The sequence below is a fragment of the Leptolyngbya sp. FACHB-671 genome (assembly GCF_014695745.1).
Classification (GTDB): Bacteria; Cyanobacteriota; Cyanobacteriia; order Elainellales; family Elainellaceae; genus JAAUTN01.
Map to the genome: position 1 here is coordinate 1 of NZ_JACJOV010000110.1, position 15,346 is coordinate 15,346.

14 protein-coding genes are annotated in these 15,346 nt (G+C 48.1%); 8 read left to right on the forward strand and 6 right to left on the reverse strand.

Features of this window, described 5'->3' with window-relative positions; genetic code table 11:
* Window positions 1-55 precede the first annotated feature (55 nt).
* Window positions 56-310, reverse strand: coding sequence for a hypothetical protein (locus H6F93_RS14770; protein ID WP_190681990.1), 255 nt, complete (start codon window positions 308-310; stop codon window positions 56-58).
* Between the two features lie 357 nt (window positions 311-667).
* Here H6F93_RS14770 and kdpA point away from each other — a divergent pair, with 357 nt between their 5' ends.
* The 5 genes from kdpA to H6F93_RS14795 all read left to right on the forward strand — a co-directional run bounded on the left by kdpA (window position 668) and on the right by H6F93_RS14795 (window position 6,643).
* On the forward strand, window positions 668-2,413 hold the full coding sequence (gene kdpA / locus H6F93_RS14775) for a potassium-transporting ATPase subunit KdpA (RefSeq protein ID WP_190681993.1): 1,746 nt from the start codon (window positions 668-670) through the stop codon (window positions 2,411-2,413).
* A gap of 15 nt (window positions 2,414-2,428) precedes the next feature.
* Window positions 2,429-4,585: a potassium-transporting ATPase subunit KdpB gene (gene kdpB / locus H6F93_RS14780; protein ID WP_190681996.1), complete on the forward strand. Its 2,157-nt coding sequence runs from the start codon at window positions 2,429-2,431 to the stop codon at window positions 4,583-4,585.
* A gap of 64 nt (window positions 4,586-4,649) precedes the next feature.
* Window positions 4,650-4,889, forward strand: a complete 240-nt coding sequence (locus H6F93_RS14785) for a potassium-transporting ATPase subunit F (protein ID WP_190681999.1) — start codon at window positions 4,650-4,652, stop codon at window positions 4,887-4,889.
* On the forward strand, window positions 4,889-5,497 hold the full coding sequence (gene kdpC, locus H6F93_RS14790) for a K(+)-transporting ATPase subunit C (RefSeq protein WP_190682002.1): 609 nt from the start codon (window positions 4,889-4,891) through the stop codon (window positions 5,495-5,497). Before H6F93_RS14785 ends, kdpC begins: the two co-directional genes overlap by 1 nt.
* A gap of 3 nt (window positions 5,498-5,500) precedes the next feature.
* Window positions 5,501-6,643 carry a histidine kinase gene (locus H6F93_RS14795; RefSeq protein ID WP_190682006.1) on the forward strand — a complete coding sequence of 381 codons (1,143 nt, stop codon included), beginning with the start codon at window positions 5,501-5,503 and terminating at the stop codon, window positions 6,641-6,643.
* 60 nt (window positions 6,644-6,703) lie between these two features.
* Here the strand turns inward: H6F93_RS14795 and H6F93_RS14800 are convergent.
* Both H6F93_RS14800 and H6F93_RS14805 read right to left on the reverse strand, forming a co-directional pair.
* Window positions 6,704-7,415 (reverse strand): IS6 family transposase gene (locus tag H6F93_RS14800; RefSeq protein ID WP_242043473.1). Its coding sequence is split into 2 segments (ribosomal slippage): window positions 6,704-7,087 and window positions 7,089-7,415, totalling 711 coding nucleotides; the frame shifts between segments, so codons are not numbered across the junction.
* Window positions 7,416-7,480: 65 nt separating this feature from the next.
* Window positions 7,481-7,654, reverse strand: a complete 174-nt coding sequence (locus tag H6F93_RS14805; protein ID WP_190682011.1) for a Tn3 family transposase — start codon at window positions 7,652-7,654, stop codon at window positions 7,481-7,483.
* Here H6F93_RS14805 and H6F93_RS14810 point away from each other — a divergent pair.
* Window positions 7,641-7,889, forward strand: a complete 249-nt coding sequence (locus H6F93_RS14810) for a hypothetical protein (protein ID WP_190682014.1) — start codon at window positions 7,641-7,643, stop codon at window positions 7,887-7,889. The two genes, H6F93_RS14805 and H6F93_RS14810, sit on opposite strands and share 14 nt — an antisense overlap.
* Before the next feature lie 235 nt (window positions 7,890-8,124).
* On the opposite strand, the gene H6F93_RS14815 is transcribed toward H6F93_RS14810, so the two are convergent.
* The 3 genes from H6F93_RS14815 to H6F93_RS35230 all read right to left on the reverse strand — a co-directional run bounded on the left by H6F93_RS14815 (window position 8,125) and on the right by H6F93_RS35230 (window position 9,235).
* The gene (locus H6F93_RS14815; protein WP_190646355.1) at window positions 8,125-8,349 is read right to left on the reverse strand and encodes a hypothetical protein; all 225 of its coding nucleotides are present in this window, start codon (window positions 8,347-8,349) and stop codon (window positions 8,125-8,127) included.
* Between the two features lie 591 nt (window positions 8,350-8,940).
* Window positions 8,941-9,120, reverse strand: a complete 180-nt coding sequence (locus H6F93_RS14820) for an ISAzo13-like element transposase-related protein (protein ID WP_190646354.1) — start codon at window positions 9,118-9,120, stop codon at window positions 8,941-8,943.
* Between the two features lie 16 nt (window positions 9,121-9,136).
* Window positions 9,137-9,235, reverse strand: coding sequence for an ISAzo13-like element transposase-related protein (locus tag H6F93_RS35230; protein ID WP_190646364.1), 99 nt, complete (start codon window positions 9,233-9,235; stop codon window positions 9,137-9,139).
* A 120-nt stretch (window positions 9,236-9,355) separates the two neighbouring features.
* On the opposite strand from H6F93_RS35230, the gene H6F93_RS14830 reads away from it, so the two are divergent.
* A complete protein-coding gene (locus tag H6F93_RS14830; protein WP_190682017.1) occupies window positions 9,356-13,555 on the forward strand; it encodes a chemotaxis protein CheB in 4,200 nt (1,399 codons plus the stop codon).
* A gap of 81 nt (window positions 13,556-13,636) precedes the next feature.
* Window positions 13,637-15,259: a sensor histidine kinase gene (locus H6F93_RS14835; RefSeq protein ID WP_190682020.1), complete on the forward strand. Its 1,623-nt coding sequence runs from the start codon at window positions 13,637-13,639 to the stop codon at window positions 15,257-15,259.
* Window positions 15,260-15,346 lie beyond the last annotated feature (87 nt).

The following is a 15,346-nucleotide window of genomic DNA, read 5'->3' on the forward strand; positions in this document are numbered from 1 at the left end:
GCTGCAGTGAGGACAGTTCATCGAAGGCGGACTGAACGGAAGTTGAGGGCAGAAGCTAGTTTATCAGGCAGGGGCTTCTACCCTCAATTTGAGTACTCAGTTCTGACAGTTTCATCAGGGTTGCCTGAAAAGTGACTTTGCGGCTTAAATGGGCACTTGCTAAGAGAATTGGACCAATGTAGAGGTAGCCAAATACATACTCTGGTGGAGTTGCTAACTCCAGGGAAAAAACCACGGCAAAAAGTCCCACCACTAACCAGAATGTTCCCAAATACCAGTCTTTTGAACGGAAAACATGTTGGAATTGCAACACTTGGCTCCTGAAATAGGACAGTTATTGAGCTAGCCCTATTCCAAAAGTCTAGCGATTCTCTACGTAGCTCTACCTGAAAACAACGCTCACTTCGCGTTTAGATGCAAATTTATATCTGCAAATACAAATTTGCATCTAAACAACGGCTAAACATTCTCCTTGGGAGCTATATCAGTGATCTAAAAAATGCAGTAAATGCTGCTCTATACCTTGTAATTCCTAAATTGGAGTTTCACCATCAGTGAGTAGGGACGGTTGAAAAGTTGAGTTGTTAGTTCTCGGTCAATGCTGAGATATTTGATAGCTCATCAATTCAGCAACAGTCTATTCACTGATGTCGGAGTTGAATGTCTTATGTTGCAAGGATGGATTCAGATCGCGCTGACGCTGCTAATTGTCGTGACACTCACCCCCTTCTTTGGGCACTATCTGGCAAAGGTGTTTATGGAAGAGAGAACTCTACTTGATCCGGTTCTCAATCCAGTTGAGCGGGGGCTTTACTCATTGATTGGGGTGAGGTTAAAAGAGAATATGACGGGCTGGCAGTATGCCCGGGCGATCGTCTACAGCAATGCGGTGATGGCGATACTGATTTTTGCCATCATCATGTTTCAGCCATTTTTGCCATTTAACCCAACTGGGATTCCTGCTCCTACCTGGGATACGGCGTTGCACACCACAATTTCGTTTATTACGAATACCAATCAACAGCATTACTCTGGAGAAACCTATCTCAGTTACGCTAGCCAGATGTGGGGATTGGGCTACCCTATGTTCACGTCTGCCGCGACTGGTTTGGCGGTGGGGATTGCCTTTATTCGAGGATTGACGGGCAGACCACTGGGCAATTTTTATGTGGATCTGATGCGAGCGATTACCCGTGTGTTGTTGCCCATCAGTATTGTGGGGGCGATTATCCTGATTATTGCAGGTGTGCCAGAAACCCTGGCAGGTCCCCTAGTTGTTCCTACCCTGGAAGATCCAGCAATCAATCAGGCGATCGCCCGTGGTCCTGTTGCTCACTTTGAAATCATTAAAGAACTGGGTGAAAACGGCGGCGGTTTCTTTGCGATTAATTCCGCACATCCGTTTGAAAATCCGAATGGGTTTACCAATTTGCTGCAATTAGTGGCGATTTTGTCTATTCCCAGTTCGTTGATTTACACCTACGGAATATTTGCCAACAACATCAAGCAATCCTGGTTAATTTATCTGATTCCGTTCAGCATTCTGGTTGGGTTCATCATTGTTACGGCGATTGGGGAATACAACGGCAATCCACTGGTCAAGACCTTACTGGGTGTTGATCAGGCTCCCAACTTAGAAGGCAAAGAAGTGCGATTTGGCTGGGCGCAATCTGCTTTGTATGCCGTAGCGACAACTGGCACGATGACCGGAGCGGTCAATAGTTTACATGACTCCTTCATGCCTAATGGAGGTTTCTCTACCCTGTCTAATATGTTTTTCCAAATTGTGTTTGGTGGACAGGGAACGGGAACTGCCTACCTGTTTGCCTATCTAATTCTGGCAGTGTTTGTCACAGGGTTAATGGTGGGACGCACACCCGAATTTTTGGGACGCAAGATTGAGAAACGGGAAGTGGTGCTGGCAAGTTTCCTGATTCTGCTGGTTCACCCAATCGCCATCCTGCTTCCCAGTGCGATCACCTTGGCATTTCCAGACCTCCAGGGCATCAGCAATCCCGGTTTTCATGGTTTAACCCAAGTTATTTATGAATATGCTTCCGCTGCCGCCAATAATGGCTCTGGCTTTGAAGGACTAGTAGATTCGCAACCTTCGCCAATTGCAATTGAGGCGGGGGCAACGACCAGTACAACCGCTCTCTGGTGGAACCTAAGTACTTGTTTTAGCTTGCTGGTAGGACGCTACGTCCCCATCACCGCTTTACTTTTCCTTGCCGATAGTATGTCTCGCAAGCAGCCTGTCCCTGCAACGGCTGGAACCTTACGAACCGATACAGGGCTATTTACCGGAGTAACGGCTGGCGTAATTCTGATTCTGGGCGCACTGACCTTCTTTCCAGTACTAGCACTAGGTCCAGTGGCAGAGGCATTTCAAATTGTCAACGGAATTGGGTAGGAGTTTTGAGCATTTATGAAAACTAGAAACGGATCTTCTCCATCTACATCCTCTCACCCAATTCGAGTTCCCACTGATCGCCGTGATGATCGCAAACACACCCCAAAAGCCGATCGCAAGGGGCTGTATCAACGCGCCATTCGAGAATCATTTGTTAAGTTGAACCCGCGTGTGGCAGTGCGTAATCCCGTCATGTTTGTGGTGTGGCTAGGGACGATCGTGACTCTGCTGGTTACCATCAATCCCAATCTGTTTGGCACAGTTCAGGAAACTGTTGGTCAGCAACGAATACTCAATGGCATTATCACGTTCATTTTGTTCTTTACAGTGCTCTTTGCCAACTTTGCCGAAGCCATTGCCGAAGGGCGAGGAAAGGCACAGGCGGATGCATTGCGATCGACCCGTAGTGATACAGTTGCGCGTAAAATGCTGCCTGATGGTGCGATTCAGGATGTCAGTTCTACTGAATTGCGCCGGGGCGATCAGGTGAAAGTGATAGCGAGAGACATGATTCCTGCGGATGGTGAAGTGATTCAGGGCATTGGTTCGGTGGATGAATCAGCCATCACCGGGGAATCGGCTCCGGTCTTGAAACAACCGGGTACAGATATTGCTAGTTCCGTCACGGGGGGTACTCGCCTGCTCTCGGATGAACTGATTGTGCGAATTACCTCTGATCCAGGGCAAGGATTCATCGACCGCATGATTTCTCTGGTAGAAGGAGCCGAACGCAGCAAAACCCCGAATGAGATTGCGCTAACGGTGTTGCTAGCCGTGTTGACCCAGGTGTTTTTGATTGTTGTCGCCACAATCCCAGCTATTTCTGGTTACATTGCTGGCTTTTTAGACAGTGTTGTCGGAACAGCGACAGGTAATGGTTTGCGTTCTGGAACGAGCATCGCTATTTTGATTTCCCTTCTGGTTGCCCTCATTCCCACCACGATTGGCGGACTGTTGAGTGCGATCGGCATTGCCGGGATGGATCGGGTGGCTCAGTTTAACGTCATTGCCACCTCTGGACGTGCTGTAGAAACCTGTGGTGATGTAAACACGCTAGTTCTTGATAAAACCGGGACAATTACACTGGGAAACCGTTTAGCCGACGAGTTTATTCCTGTGAACGGTCATAATCTTCAAGACGTTGCTGATGTTTGTTTGGTCGCCAGTGTGTTTGATGAGACTCCTGAAGGAAGATCGATCGTCCAACTAGCTCAGAAATTAGGTGCAAACTTTGAACTGGATGGGCAACCCGCAGAGGGAATCGAGTTCTCAGCTAGAACCCGTATGAGTGGAACTGATCTCGATAGTCAAGAGTATCGCAAAGGAGCAGTGGATGCAATTAAGGGATTTGTGCGATCGCGCGGTGGTCAAGTTCCCACAACTCTGGATGAAGCCTACGAACGTGTTTCCCGCTTAGGTGGAACGCCTCTTGCCGTCTGCCAAGGCAATGAACTCTACGGTGTAATCTACCTCAAGGACATCGTGAAACCCGGACTGCGAGAACGGTTTGACCAACTGCGGCGCATGGGTGTCAAAACCATCATGCTCACAGGCGATAACCGCATTACTGCCTCTGTGATTGCTCAGGAAGCGGGAGTGGATGATTTTATTGCTGAAGCCACCCCTGAAGACAAAATTGATGTCATTCGCCTTGAGCAAGCTCAAGGCAAGCTCGTTGCCATGACCGGAGATGGCACCAATGATGCACCTGCTCTGGCTCAAGCCAATGTTGGAGTAGCCATGAACTCTGGCACTCAGGCGGCAAAGGAAGCTGCCAACATGGTCGATCTAGATTCTGATCCAACTAAATTGATCGACCTGGTGACAATCGGGAAACAACTCCTGATCACCCGTGGCGCGTTGACCACCTTCTCCGTTGCCAACGACATCGCCAAATACTTTGCGATTATTCCCACTATTTTTGCGGCTGCCGGGATTGGTGCACTCAACATCATGGGCTTAAAGAGTGCCCAATCGGCAATCGTCTCTGCCCTGATATACAACGCTTTGATTATCCCGGTCCTGATCCCTCTAGCTTTGCGAGGTGTACAGTTCCGACCCCTTACCGCCGATCAACTGCTACAACGCAACATTTTGGTTTATGGGTTAGGTGGCATCATTGCCCCGTTTATTGCAATCAAGGCGATTGATCTAATCTTGCCGTTGTCCTAACCCTTCAAATTCCTTTCTAGCTATGAACCGCAAATCCTTAAAACCATCACTTCCATCAATTAAGATGACGACTCAAACACTTGAAACAGTCTCAGAAATCTGGTCAGAATGGCGCAGGCAAAAGCTGCCACTGTACCTGTTTCTGACACTGTGCTTCAACCTGGTCATTGCCCCTGTTGTTTATGCAGCCAGTGGCAATGAATTCTCCCGTACTCAAGCCTGGTCATTGGGACTATTGGGACTGGGAACTGTTGTGCTTTCCATTTATCTATTCTTTGTCATGTTTGTACCGGAGAAGTTTTAATGAGTTTCGCACGCGAGGCAGGTCGAGCCATTCGATCAACCCTGGTACTCTGGGTCATCACCGCTCTGATTTATCCGTTAGTCATGGTTGCCTTTGGGCAAATCGCCTTTCCCTTTCAGGCAAACGGCAGCATCCTGACCAATACTCAAGGTCAGCCCGTCGGATCAGCCTTAATTGGACAGCCGTTTACAAGCGATCGCTACTTCAACAGTCGCCCCAGCATCACCAACTACAGCACTGCTAATCCTACGAACGACGAAGCCGGTGTTCTTAAAACTGGTATATCGGGTGCAAGTAACCTGGCTCCTTCCAATCCTGATCTACTCAAGCGAGTCCAGGAAACAACAACCCAATTGAAACAGGCGGAAATTCAACCTACCACAGACTTGGTCTATACCTCCGGCTCCGGGCTTGATCCCCACATCACACCAGAGGCAGCCAGAGCGCAAGCCACACGGATTTCAGGAGTACGTAGACTTCAGCCCAATCAAGTGGAACTGTTAATTGTTCAAAATACAGAGGGGCGATTCCTAGGCATTTTCGGTGAACCTGGTGTGAATGTATTAAAGCTTAATCTTGCTCTCGATGCATTGAATCCTGCAAGTTAACCCATGTACCCATCTCCAAATTCTTCCCCTGACCGTACATACATCTGTCCTGCCCGTCGGGGTAAGCACAAAATTTTCATTGGTATGGCTCCGGGTGTGGGCAAGACCTTCAAAATGCTGGAGGAGGCATATCAACTCAAGCAATGTGGAGTCGATGTGGTAATTGGACTGCTGGAGACCCACGGACGCAAGGAAACTGCAGAAAAAGCCGAAGAGTTGGAGATGGTGCCACGCCAGTGGGTCAACCACAATGGAGTTGTCCTAACGGAAATGGATACGGAGGCAGTGTTGGCGCGTCAACCCCAACTGGCTCTGGTAGATGAACTCGCCCATACGAATGTTCCTGGCTCTCAGCGAGAAAAACGCTATCAGGATGTAGAAATTATTCTGGCAGCAGGAATTGACGTTTACTCCACTGTCAATATTCAACATCTGGAGAGTCTGAATGATTTAGTTGCTCGGATTACAGGGGTAGTGGTGCGAGAGCGCGTGCCCGATCGCCTCCTAGAAGAAGCCGATGAAGTGATTGTGGTTGACGTCACACCTGAAACCCTGGAGGAGCGACTACGGGACGGCAAAATTTATGCGATGGAGAAAGTGGAGCAATCGCTGCAAAACTTTTTTCAGCGGCGCAACCTGATTGCCTTACGAGAATTAGCCTTACGAGAAGTCGCTGACAACATTGAAGAAGATGCCCTTGAGGAAGCATCCAATGGAACCAAAACGGATCCTCTTTTTTGCAGTATTCATGAGCGAGTTCTAGTCTGTGTTTCAACCTATCCCAATGCGATTCAGTTAATTCGGCGTGGTGCCCGGATTGCCGGATATATGCACGCACCCTTCTACTGTTTATTTGTTGATGATCCCGACCGCTTTCTCACTAAAGCAGAGAGTTTGCACGTTGAGACTTGTGAACGGCTTTGCAAGGAGTTCGGCGGAGAATTTATTCGAGCCAAAGACTATGACAAAGCAAAGGCGATCGCAGAAGTTGCTAGAAGCTACTACATCACTCAAATTGTGATTGGTGAAAGTCAGCGATCACATTGGAAATTAATCTTACGTGGATCACTTACACACAAACTGTTACGACTGCTCAAAAATATTGATGTGCACATTATTGGGGGTAAAGGTAGCGGTGTGATGTAGCAAGTCGGGCTCTGTCGCAAAAACTATTGGGAACGAACAAATGGCTTAATCCGGACTCAATTAAGCAACAAGTCCAAAAATTCGAGACACGAATTCTACTTGTGATCGCACATCGCTTCTCTCAACACCCTGAATCTGTCCCTTACGAATCATATTCATCGCTTCAATTCCTCTCAACGTTTGTCTGGCACTGTTGAACGACTTGAATCCCAGCATTGGTTTGACGATGCGCTTAATGTTGCGATGATCTTGCTCAATCAGGTTATTCAAATATTTCACCTGCCGCAGTTCGGTCTGGGCTGCCAGCGTTTGATCGCTTTTTAGCCGTTCAATGGCGACCGGATAAGCCGCATTCTTGTCCACATTGATGACGCGTGGTTGGCTGACATGGCTAGCTTTCAACACTTTACGAAAGAAGCGCGCCGCTGCTTTGCCATCTCGCGAGCGCACTTAACAGAAAGTCCAATGTATTGCCTTGTGAATCTACAGCGCGATACAGATATTTCCACTCGCCTTTGATTTGGATATACGTCTCGTCAACCTTCCACGAGTCGTTTGTCGGCTTCAAGTGTGGTCGAATGCGTTTGTCGAGTTCTGGGGCATACTTCAACACCCAACGGTTGATGGTCGAGTGATCCACCTTCACTCCACGCTCAGCCATCATTTCCTCCAAATTCCGCAAACTCAGCGAGTAGCGGCAATACCATCGCAAATTCAGCAGGATGATCTCTGGCAAAAAATGCCGCCACTTAAACAGGGATGAAGGAGACATAGAAAAATCAGGTGCAAGAGTTTAAGCTATCACACCTTACCATTGACCGATTTTTGTGACACAACCTAGAGTTGCTGGGTGCCGACATCGCGAATGTGAGGAGAGAAGGATAACCCTAATAGATCAAACAAGGCAAAGATGAGTTCGGTGTAGCCTGGAGTATCGGTGGTATGTTCCAGAATGGTCAACTCCGTCTCATTCCCGAGAATGCTATCAAGGAAATAGGTGGCATCGCGCATCGTCGAAGGAATCACCTTACTCAGAAACCGCGATCGCATTAATCAGACTCGCAGTCGCAGTCGCAAGGAGGGTGAGCTAGAACAAATTCCCGTCGAGTTTGAACCGCTGAGTCAACTGGTGTTTAGTGTGCTGGTGGTGTACCGTAAAGCTGAAGCCGATACGCCCCTTTATGCGATCGCTGCAGACATTTGGCAGGGGCAAGAAAGGGTGGCGATCGTGCCTCCAGTCCGTTAGAGTTGTCGGGAAATAGAACAAAACCCCTTGAAAACCTTACCCAGCAAGCTTTACCGCTATTTTTACCAGAAATCGCTACACCCTCTGCAGAACATAGCTTTCAGCCGCTTTTCTCGCTATTACCCAACAAGTCTATTGGAAGTATTCAATGAACTAATTGCGTTCTGTCGCTTTAAGAGAGAACGTGTGGTTGGTCAGCATTGCAATATTTCTGTACCATATCAATGTGAATTCTTTAAGTAGTTGCTTCATACTGGCTGGATGAGCGACCACCCACATGTTCAGACTGAGGCAAACGCAAGCTAAGGCTAATAAAATGTAGGTAGGAGGCATGACCACTCCAATACTGAACCAGGTAAAATCGTGCAACAGCAAAACCAACGCAAACAGGCTCGCCGCAAAGGCTGACCAATAAACCTGGACTGAGGATTGAAACCTGACTACCAGGTATAGGGTGCATAGGGTTAACAAAAGATTAGCGGGCACCAAAAAGGCGCAGATTGTAATGCAATAATTTCGTGAAAAATCAAACAAAAAAGTCATATTTTTTTATCCCTTAAAAGCTAAAAAATGAGAGTGAGCGGTTGATAGGCTGTTGCCTTACTTCTGTCTTTTGTGCGCTTTGAGACAAAAGGAATTCATCTATTTTTGAGACGAAGTTGGGTTGATAGTTAACAGAGTTAAACGAAGCTCAGATACTTCAAATCCTGCAATCTGAAACCTCGTTCTTGATCTACAAAGTGTCTTAAAACTGTATTGGCACCAGGCTGGTCGCCTCGCGACATGTAGCGTGATCGCTGTTTATCTCTCCATTCTAATTCAGAACGATTGTCTCTAACCATTTACGGGTTCGTCTGCCTGAACCCAGACGTTCATTTCAGGCAGGGTTAGAAGTCCAGATTGAGTGGCTAATGCGACATCCGCTGCATCTCAACCATAGGCGATCGCAATCCGATTTCCCTATGGTTCTGATTGGGTCGCATCAAAGGCGTACCAGTGACCACCGATAAACGCTTCAAACTAAAGAGCGAGAATCAAATAAATCACACTATCAGTTTTGTGGTTTTGCTGTGTAATTCCACTGGGGTAAGTACTCATCAAATACAATTTCCATTGTCTCCTTAAACTCTTGAGTTACTTTTCGTCCTGTTTCATAAACGTTATCTAAAATCGTTTCCATCACACTAAACCCGGTTTGTGTCTTCGACTTTGCCATCAAGTCTCGAACCATTTCAACACTCTAAGACTTACTCCTTGACAAACCCGTGTGAAATGAGGGAAAAACGATGTTCAATGGGGTTGTACCTTGACGTGTAGGAAGGGGAATGAGCGATGCGAATCTCAATGCCCTCAGTATCGAGAGTTGTGGTACGGCTTCTACTTAAAGCTTAATTAAGCACAACGCGATCGAGTAAATCATCTTAGAGTAAAGGTGATAGCTGCCACAGTGAATGCCTGACTAACCTATGCCTTCTGACTCCTCGCAACCACCGATATTTGAATTAACTGGGGAACCAGTTGATGCACCTTTTCCTATTGTGGGAGTAGCTGCCTCTGCGGGAGGGTTAGAAGCCTTTACGCAGTTACTCAGCCACCTTCCAACCGATACTGGAATGGCATTTGTGCTGATTCAACATTTAGCGCCAGATCATGAGAGTTTGTTGAGCGAGATTCTCAACAGAGTCACACAACTGTCAGTCCGCGAAGTACAGAACAACACAACCGTAGAGCCAAACCAAGTTTATGTGATTCCGCCTAATACCAAAATGGTGCTCTCAAACGGTGTGCTGCAACTGTCGCCCCGGGAGAAGGTGTTTGGCAGGTATATGCCGGGGGATGCTTTTTTTGCTTCGCTGGCATCCGATCGCGGACACAAAGCGATCGCCATCGTTTTATCGGGGTTAGATGGCGATGGATCGTTGGGGTTGAAAGCAATCAAGGCAGCTGGCGGGGTGACATTTGCTCAGTGTAAAGACACAGCCCAATTTGACAGCATGCCAAATACGGCGGTTGCTACGGGAGATGTCGATTTTGTGCTGCCGCCCGCAAAAATTGCTGAAGAATTGGCAAACCTGAGTCGCAATCCGATGTTGGACCACTCACAGTCACCGGGCTTGGCGGAGGAATTACCTCAACCTGCCGATGCCCTGGCGACGATCTTTGCCTTACTGCGATCGCACACAGGGGTTGACTTTAGCCGCTACAAGCCCAACACGATCAATCGGCGAATTCAGCGACGAATGCTGCTGTATAAGTTGGAACAGTTGGAGGACTATGTTGCTTATCTACAAGCGCATCCGGCTGAGGTCAAGGCTCTGTATGAAGAAATTCTGATCCATGTGACTAGCTTTTTCCGCGATCCAGACGCGTTCGACTTGTTGAAAGAGCGAGTCTTTTCTACGATTACGCAAAACAAATCTGCTGACATGCCAATTCGGATCTGGGTGGCGGGCTGTTCGACGGGTGAAGAGGTGTATTCGATCGCCATCTGCCTGCTGGAATTTTTGGAGGATCAGTCTGTCCAATTCCCGATCCAGATTTTTGCGACGGATATCAGCGAAATAGCGATCGACAAAGCCAGAGCAGGCGTTTATGCCGAGAATCAGATGGTGGAAGTGTCAACGGCGCGCCGCCGCCGTTTTTTTCATGCCATTGAGGGAGAGCGATTTCAAATCAATAAGGCGGTACGTGAACTCTGTGTATTTGCCCGTCAAAATTTAGGCAGCGATCCCCCGTTTTCTAATCTTGATTTGATTAGCTGCCGCAATCTGCTGATTTATTTGGGAGACGCACTGCAAAAGCGGATTATGCCGATCTTCCATTACAGTCTTAATCCAGCAGGTTTTCTGTTGCTGGGCACCTCTGAGAGCATTGGTCAAGTCTCAGACTTATTTACGTTAGTCGAGAAAAAGTACAAGCTTTACGCTAAGAATCCTACTGCTACTCGTCCAATATTTTCGTTCATCCCTAGCAACTATCCGTTGCCGAAGGCGAACGATCGCCAGCCAATGTCTGCCCCAACCGAAGAGTTTGACTTAGAAAAAAAGATCGATCACCTGATTGCTAACCATTACGCTCCAGTGGGAGCGGTACTTGACGACAAAATGCAGGTGCTGCAATTTCGGGGAAATGTCGATCACTACTTAAAACTCGTCTCTGGAGTTGCAAACCTCAACCTATTCAACTTATTAAGGGAGGGCCTGCTGGTCGAGGTACGGGCTGCTATTTATCAAGCCCAACGACAAGAAATGCCTGTCATTAAGAACGGTCTCCGCCTAGAAGAGAGTGAACACGCCAGAGTCGTTAACCTTCAGGTGATTCCCTTTAAAATTCCACCGACTGAAGAACGCCGCTTTTTAGTGCTGTTTGAAGACATCCCCCCTACTAGCAGCCCCAGCCCGATCAATTCGGATATTCCTCAGGGAGAGTTAGAGCAGGAAAACGCACGACTCAGGAGAGAACTTGCCGCTGCCAACCAGGAACGAGCCGCAACTCAAGAATATTTGCAGGCAATTATTAAAGAGCAGGAGTATACCAATCAAGACCTCAAAGTTGCCAATGAAGAAATTTTGTCCAGCAATGAGGAACTGCAAAGCACCAATGAGGAGCTAGAAACTGCTAAAGAAGAGATACAGGCAACCAACGAAGAACTCAACACCACGAATGAAGAACTTCGTAGCCGCAACGGGGAATTGCATCAGGTCAATAATGATCTGACCAATTTGCTGGCTAGCATTAACATCCCGATTCTGATGTTGACCAACGACTTACGCATTCGCCGCTTCACGCCGATGGCACAGCGTTTATTCAACTTCATCCCGGGGGATGCCGGACGACCCCTGAGCGACATCAGAGCCAATCTCAACATCCCAGACTTAGAGTCGCTACTGTTGGAGGTGCTGGAAACCCTCAGTGTGAAGGAGCTAGAGGTGCAAACTCAGGGAGGGCACTGGTATACGTTGCGGATGCGCCCCTACCGCACCACTGAGAACCAGATCGATGGCGTGGTGATGGTGCTGCTAGATATTGATGCCGTCAAGCGTAGTGCTGCCACCCTCGAAGCAGCCCGGAACTATGCCGAAGCGATCGTCGAAACAGTGCAAGTGCCGCTGCTGGTGCTGGAGCCTGATTTCCGAGTAAATACCGCCAATCGATCGTTCTATGACACGTTTCAGGTGGCTCCTCCTGAAACCGCGCAGACGCTACTGTTTGATTTGGGCAACGGTCAATGGAATATTCCTGGACTGCGATCGCTTCTGGAAGACGTTCTGACCAACAATACAGATTTGCAAAACTTTGAGGTCGAGCATGATTTTGAGCGGATTGGACACAAAGTCATGTTGCTGAATGCCTGGAAGATTATTCAAACTGAGGAAGCTCAACGACTTTTGCTGTCGGTTGAAGACATCACCGATCGCAAGCAGTTTGAAGCCGAGCGATCGCAACTCCTGAGCCAAGAGCAAACTGCCCGTCAACAGGCAGAAGCGGCTAACCGCGCCAAAGACGAATTTTTGTCGAACCTCTCCCATGAACTCCGCAACCCGCTCAATACGATGCTGGGCTGGTCGCAATTGCTCTGCAACCGCCAACTCGATGGGGCAACCGCAGCTCGTGGGTTAGAAGTGATTGGGCGGAGCGCTAGGGCCCAATCTCAACTGATTGAGGACATGCTCGATATTTCTCGCATTACCAGTGGCAAGCTGCACCTCAACACGAGGCTGCTAGATCTGGTCTCCCTTGTAAATCTTGCGATCGAATCGGTTCAACTTGCCGCTGAGTCAAAAACGATTCAAATCGTTTCGCAGCTAAACACTGCAACCGTTGTGGGCGATAGCGATCGCCTCCAGCAAGTGTTGTGGAATTTGCTGTCTAACGCGATTAAGTTCACGCCTCCCGGTGGACGGATAGAAATCACGGTAGCATCGATGCAAGCTGATGCTGAAATTCGCATCAACGACAGTGGACAGGGCATTCCGCTAGATTTGTTGCCCTATGTGTTCGATCGCTTCCGTCAAGGAGACTCTAGCACCACGAAAACGAGGCAGGGGTTGGGGTTAGGTTTGGCGATCGTCCGGCATATTGTAGAACTGCATGGCGGTACAGTACAAGCTGAAAGTCTGGGTGAAGGGCAAGGAACCACCATTACGGTGAGACTCCCTCTCCGCTCAATGCCCCCAGAGGTGACATTGCCGATTAACTTAGAACCTATAACAGAGGAAGATACAGAACCCGTAAACCAGGAAGTTCCCTCCCTGGCAGGCTTACGCATTCTGGCGGTGGATGATGAAGTGGATAACCTGGACTTGGTGAAGTACATCCTAGAAGATGTAGGAGCAGAGGTTGAGACGGTTACTTCAGGTAGAGAAGCGATCGCTTCTTTGACTAAATCTCCCAGCAGATATGATGTACTTCTGGCTGACATTGGAATGCCAGATGAAGATGGGTTTTCGCTGATTCGGCAGGTGAGAGCATTAGACGAGATTGCTGGGGGACAGATTCCTGCAGCAGCAATTACAGCTTATGTCAGCGATCAAGAGCAGCAACAGGCGATCGGAGCGGGGTTTCAAATACACATCGCTAAACCGATTGAGCCGACTCAATTGATCCGGATGGTGGCAAACCTGAGTGGACGAGTAAGCGAGGAGGAAGTGCAGGGTCAAGACTAATAGATAGATTGAGCATATCTGCCCGTATTCCGTAGAATGTAGGCAACAACCGCCATTAAAGCAAGCTAGGGTTTAACAAGTATGGTATCCCCACAGTTAAGGGCGGTGTATCAAAGAGCATGGGTACTACAACAACAAACAAATGACCTACCCGAATCACAGCAAGCGCTCTTATCGGAAGCGCTGACAGAGCTTCAGGCAGTTTTAGAAGAATTGCAGGCATCTGAGGCAGAACTGCATCTTCAAAATGAAGCGTTAGTTAACACTCGTCAAGCTGTAGAATCGGAACGTCAGCGCTACCGCGAACTGTTTGAATTTGCACCAGATGGTTATTTGGTCACAGATGCCAACGGCAGAATCGAGGAAGCCAATAATGCGATCGCGACTCTCCTCAATGTTTCCCAAGAGTTTCTGGTCGGCAAGCCGCTGCTAGTTTTTATTGATCAGCCCGATCGTTCCTCATTTCATCTCAAACTCGATCGGTTACAGCAGTTAGACAAGCTGCAAGATTGGCAGATTCGTCTCCGTTCACCCCAGCGATCGCCCTTTGATGCAGCGCTAACGGTTACTGTAGTTCGCAATGCATTGGGTCAGATCGCTAGCCTGCGATGGCTGCTGCGCGACATCACCGAGCGCAAGCAAGTCGAACGGCTTTTAGAAAACCTCAACTCAGAACTAGAACGACAAGTGCAAGAGCGTACGGCTGAGTTACAGCAGGCGCTTGATTTTGAGGCGGGTCTAAAACGCATTACCGACAAAGTGCGGGACAGTTTGGATGAAAGCCAGATTCTACAGACCGTGGTACAGGAACTAGCACTCGTACTGGGTGTAATCTGCTGTGATGCTGCGCTGTACGACCTCGACTTAGCCACGTCCACAGTCCGCTATGAGTTCACAAACTTTGAGGTTGAGGGAGTTACCCGTTCACCCTCGTTGTTAGGACAGGTTATCTTAATGAGAACCTCACCTGAAGCTTATTACCAGCTTCTACAGGGTGAACATTTTCAGTTTTGTGGAATTGGGCAGAACCCAGTTCGGCATCTTACAATTCTGGCTTGTCCTATTGTTGATGATCAGGGCGTTTTAGGTGACTTGTGGTTATTTAAGCCACAGCAGGATGTTTTTTATGAGTCAGAAATTCGCCTGGTGCAGCAAGTTACAAACCAGTGTGCGATCGCCATTCGGCAGGCTCGGCTCTATCAAGCTTCGCAAGTTCAGATTCAGGAGATGAAAAAACTTGACCAACTCAAAGATAGTTTTCTCAGCACCACATCTCATGAACTTCGCTCCCCTATTACCAACATGAGAATGGCAATTCGGATGTTAAAAATTGCGCTTGAGCAAGAGCGAACTGCTGCTGAAGAGGTAACAACATTAGAGAAAAGAAATACGGTCGATCGATATCTCAACATTTTAGATGCGGAGTGCGATCGAGAAATTAGCTTGATTAATGATTTGCTAGACTTTCAGCGATTGGATGCAGGTGAACATCCTCTCAGCATAAAACCCATCCAGCTATGTGACTGGCTTCCTCAAGTGATTGCCCCTTTTCGGGAACGGGCGCGCGATCGCCAGCAAACCTTTCAGATAAATCTCCCCTCAAATTTGCCTGTCCTGATGTCCGATGCGGCAACCTTAGAGCGAATTTTAACAGAGCTATTCAACAATGCCTGCAAATGGCGTTGTTGCATGATTGAGAATTGAGCCAATCAAGTTCTAAACTAGGTTGAGATTAAGCTTTAACTTCATAGCTATCAGGCTTTGCAACTTGGATCATGCGATTGAGAGCAG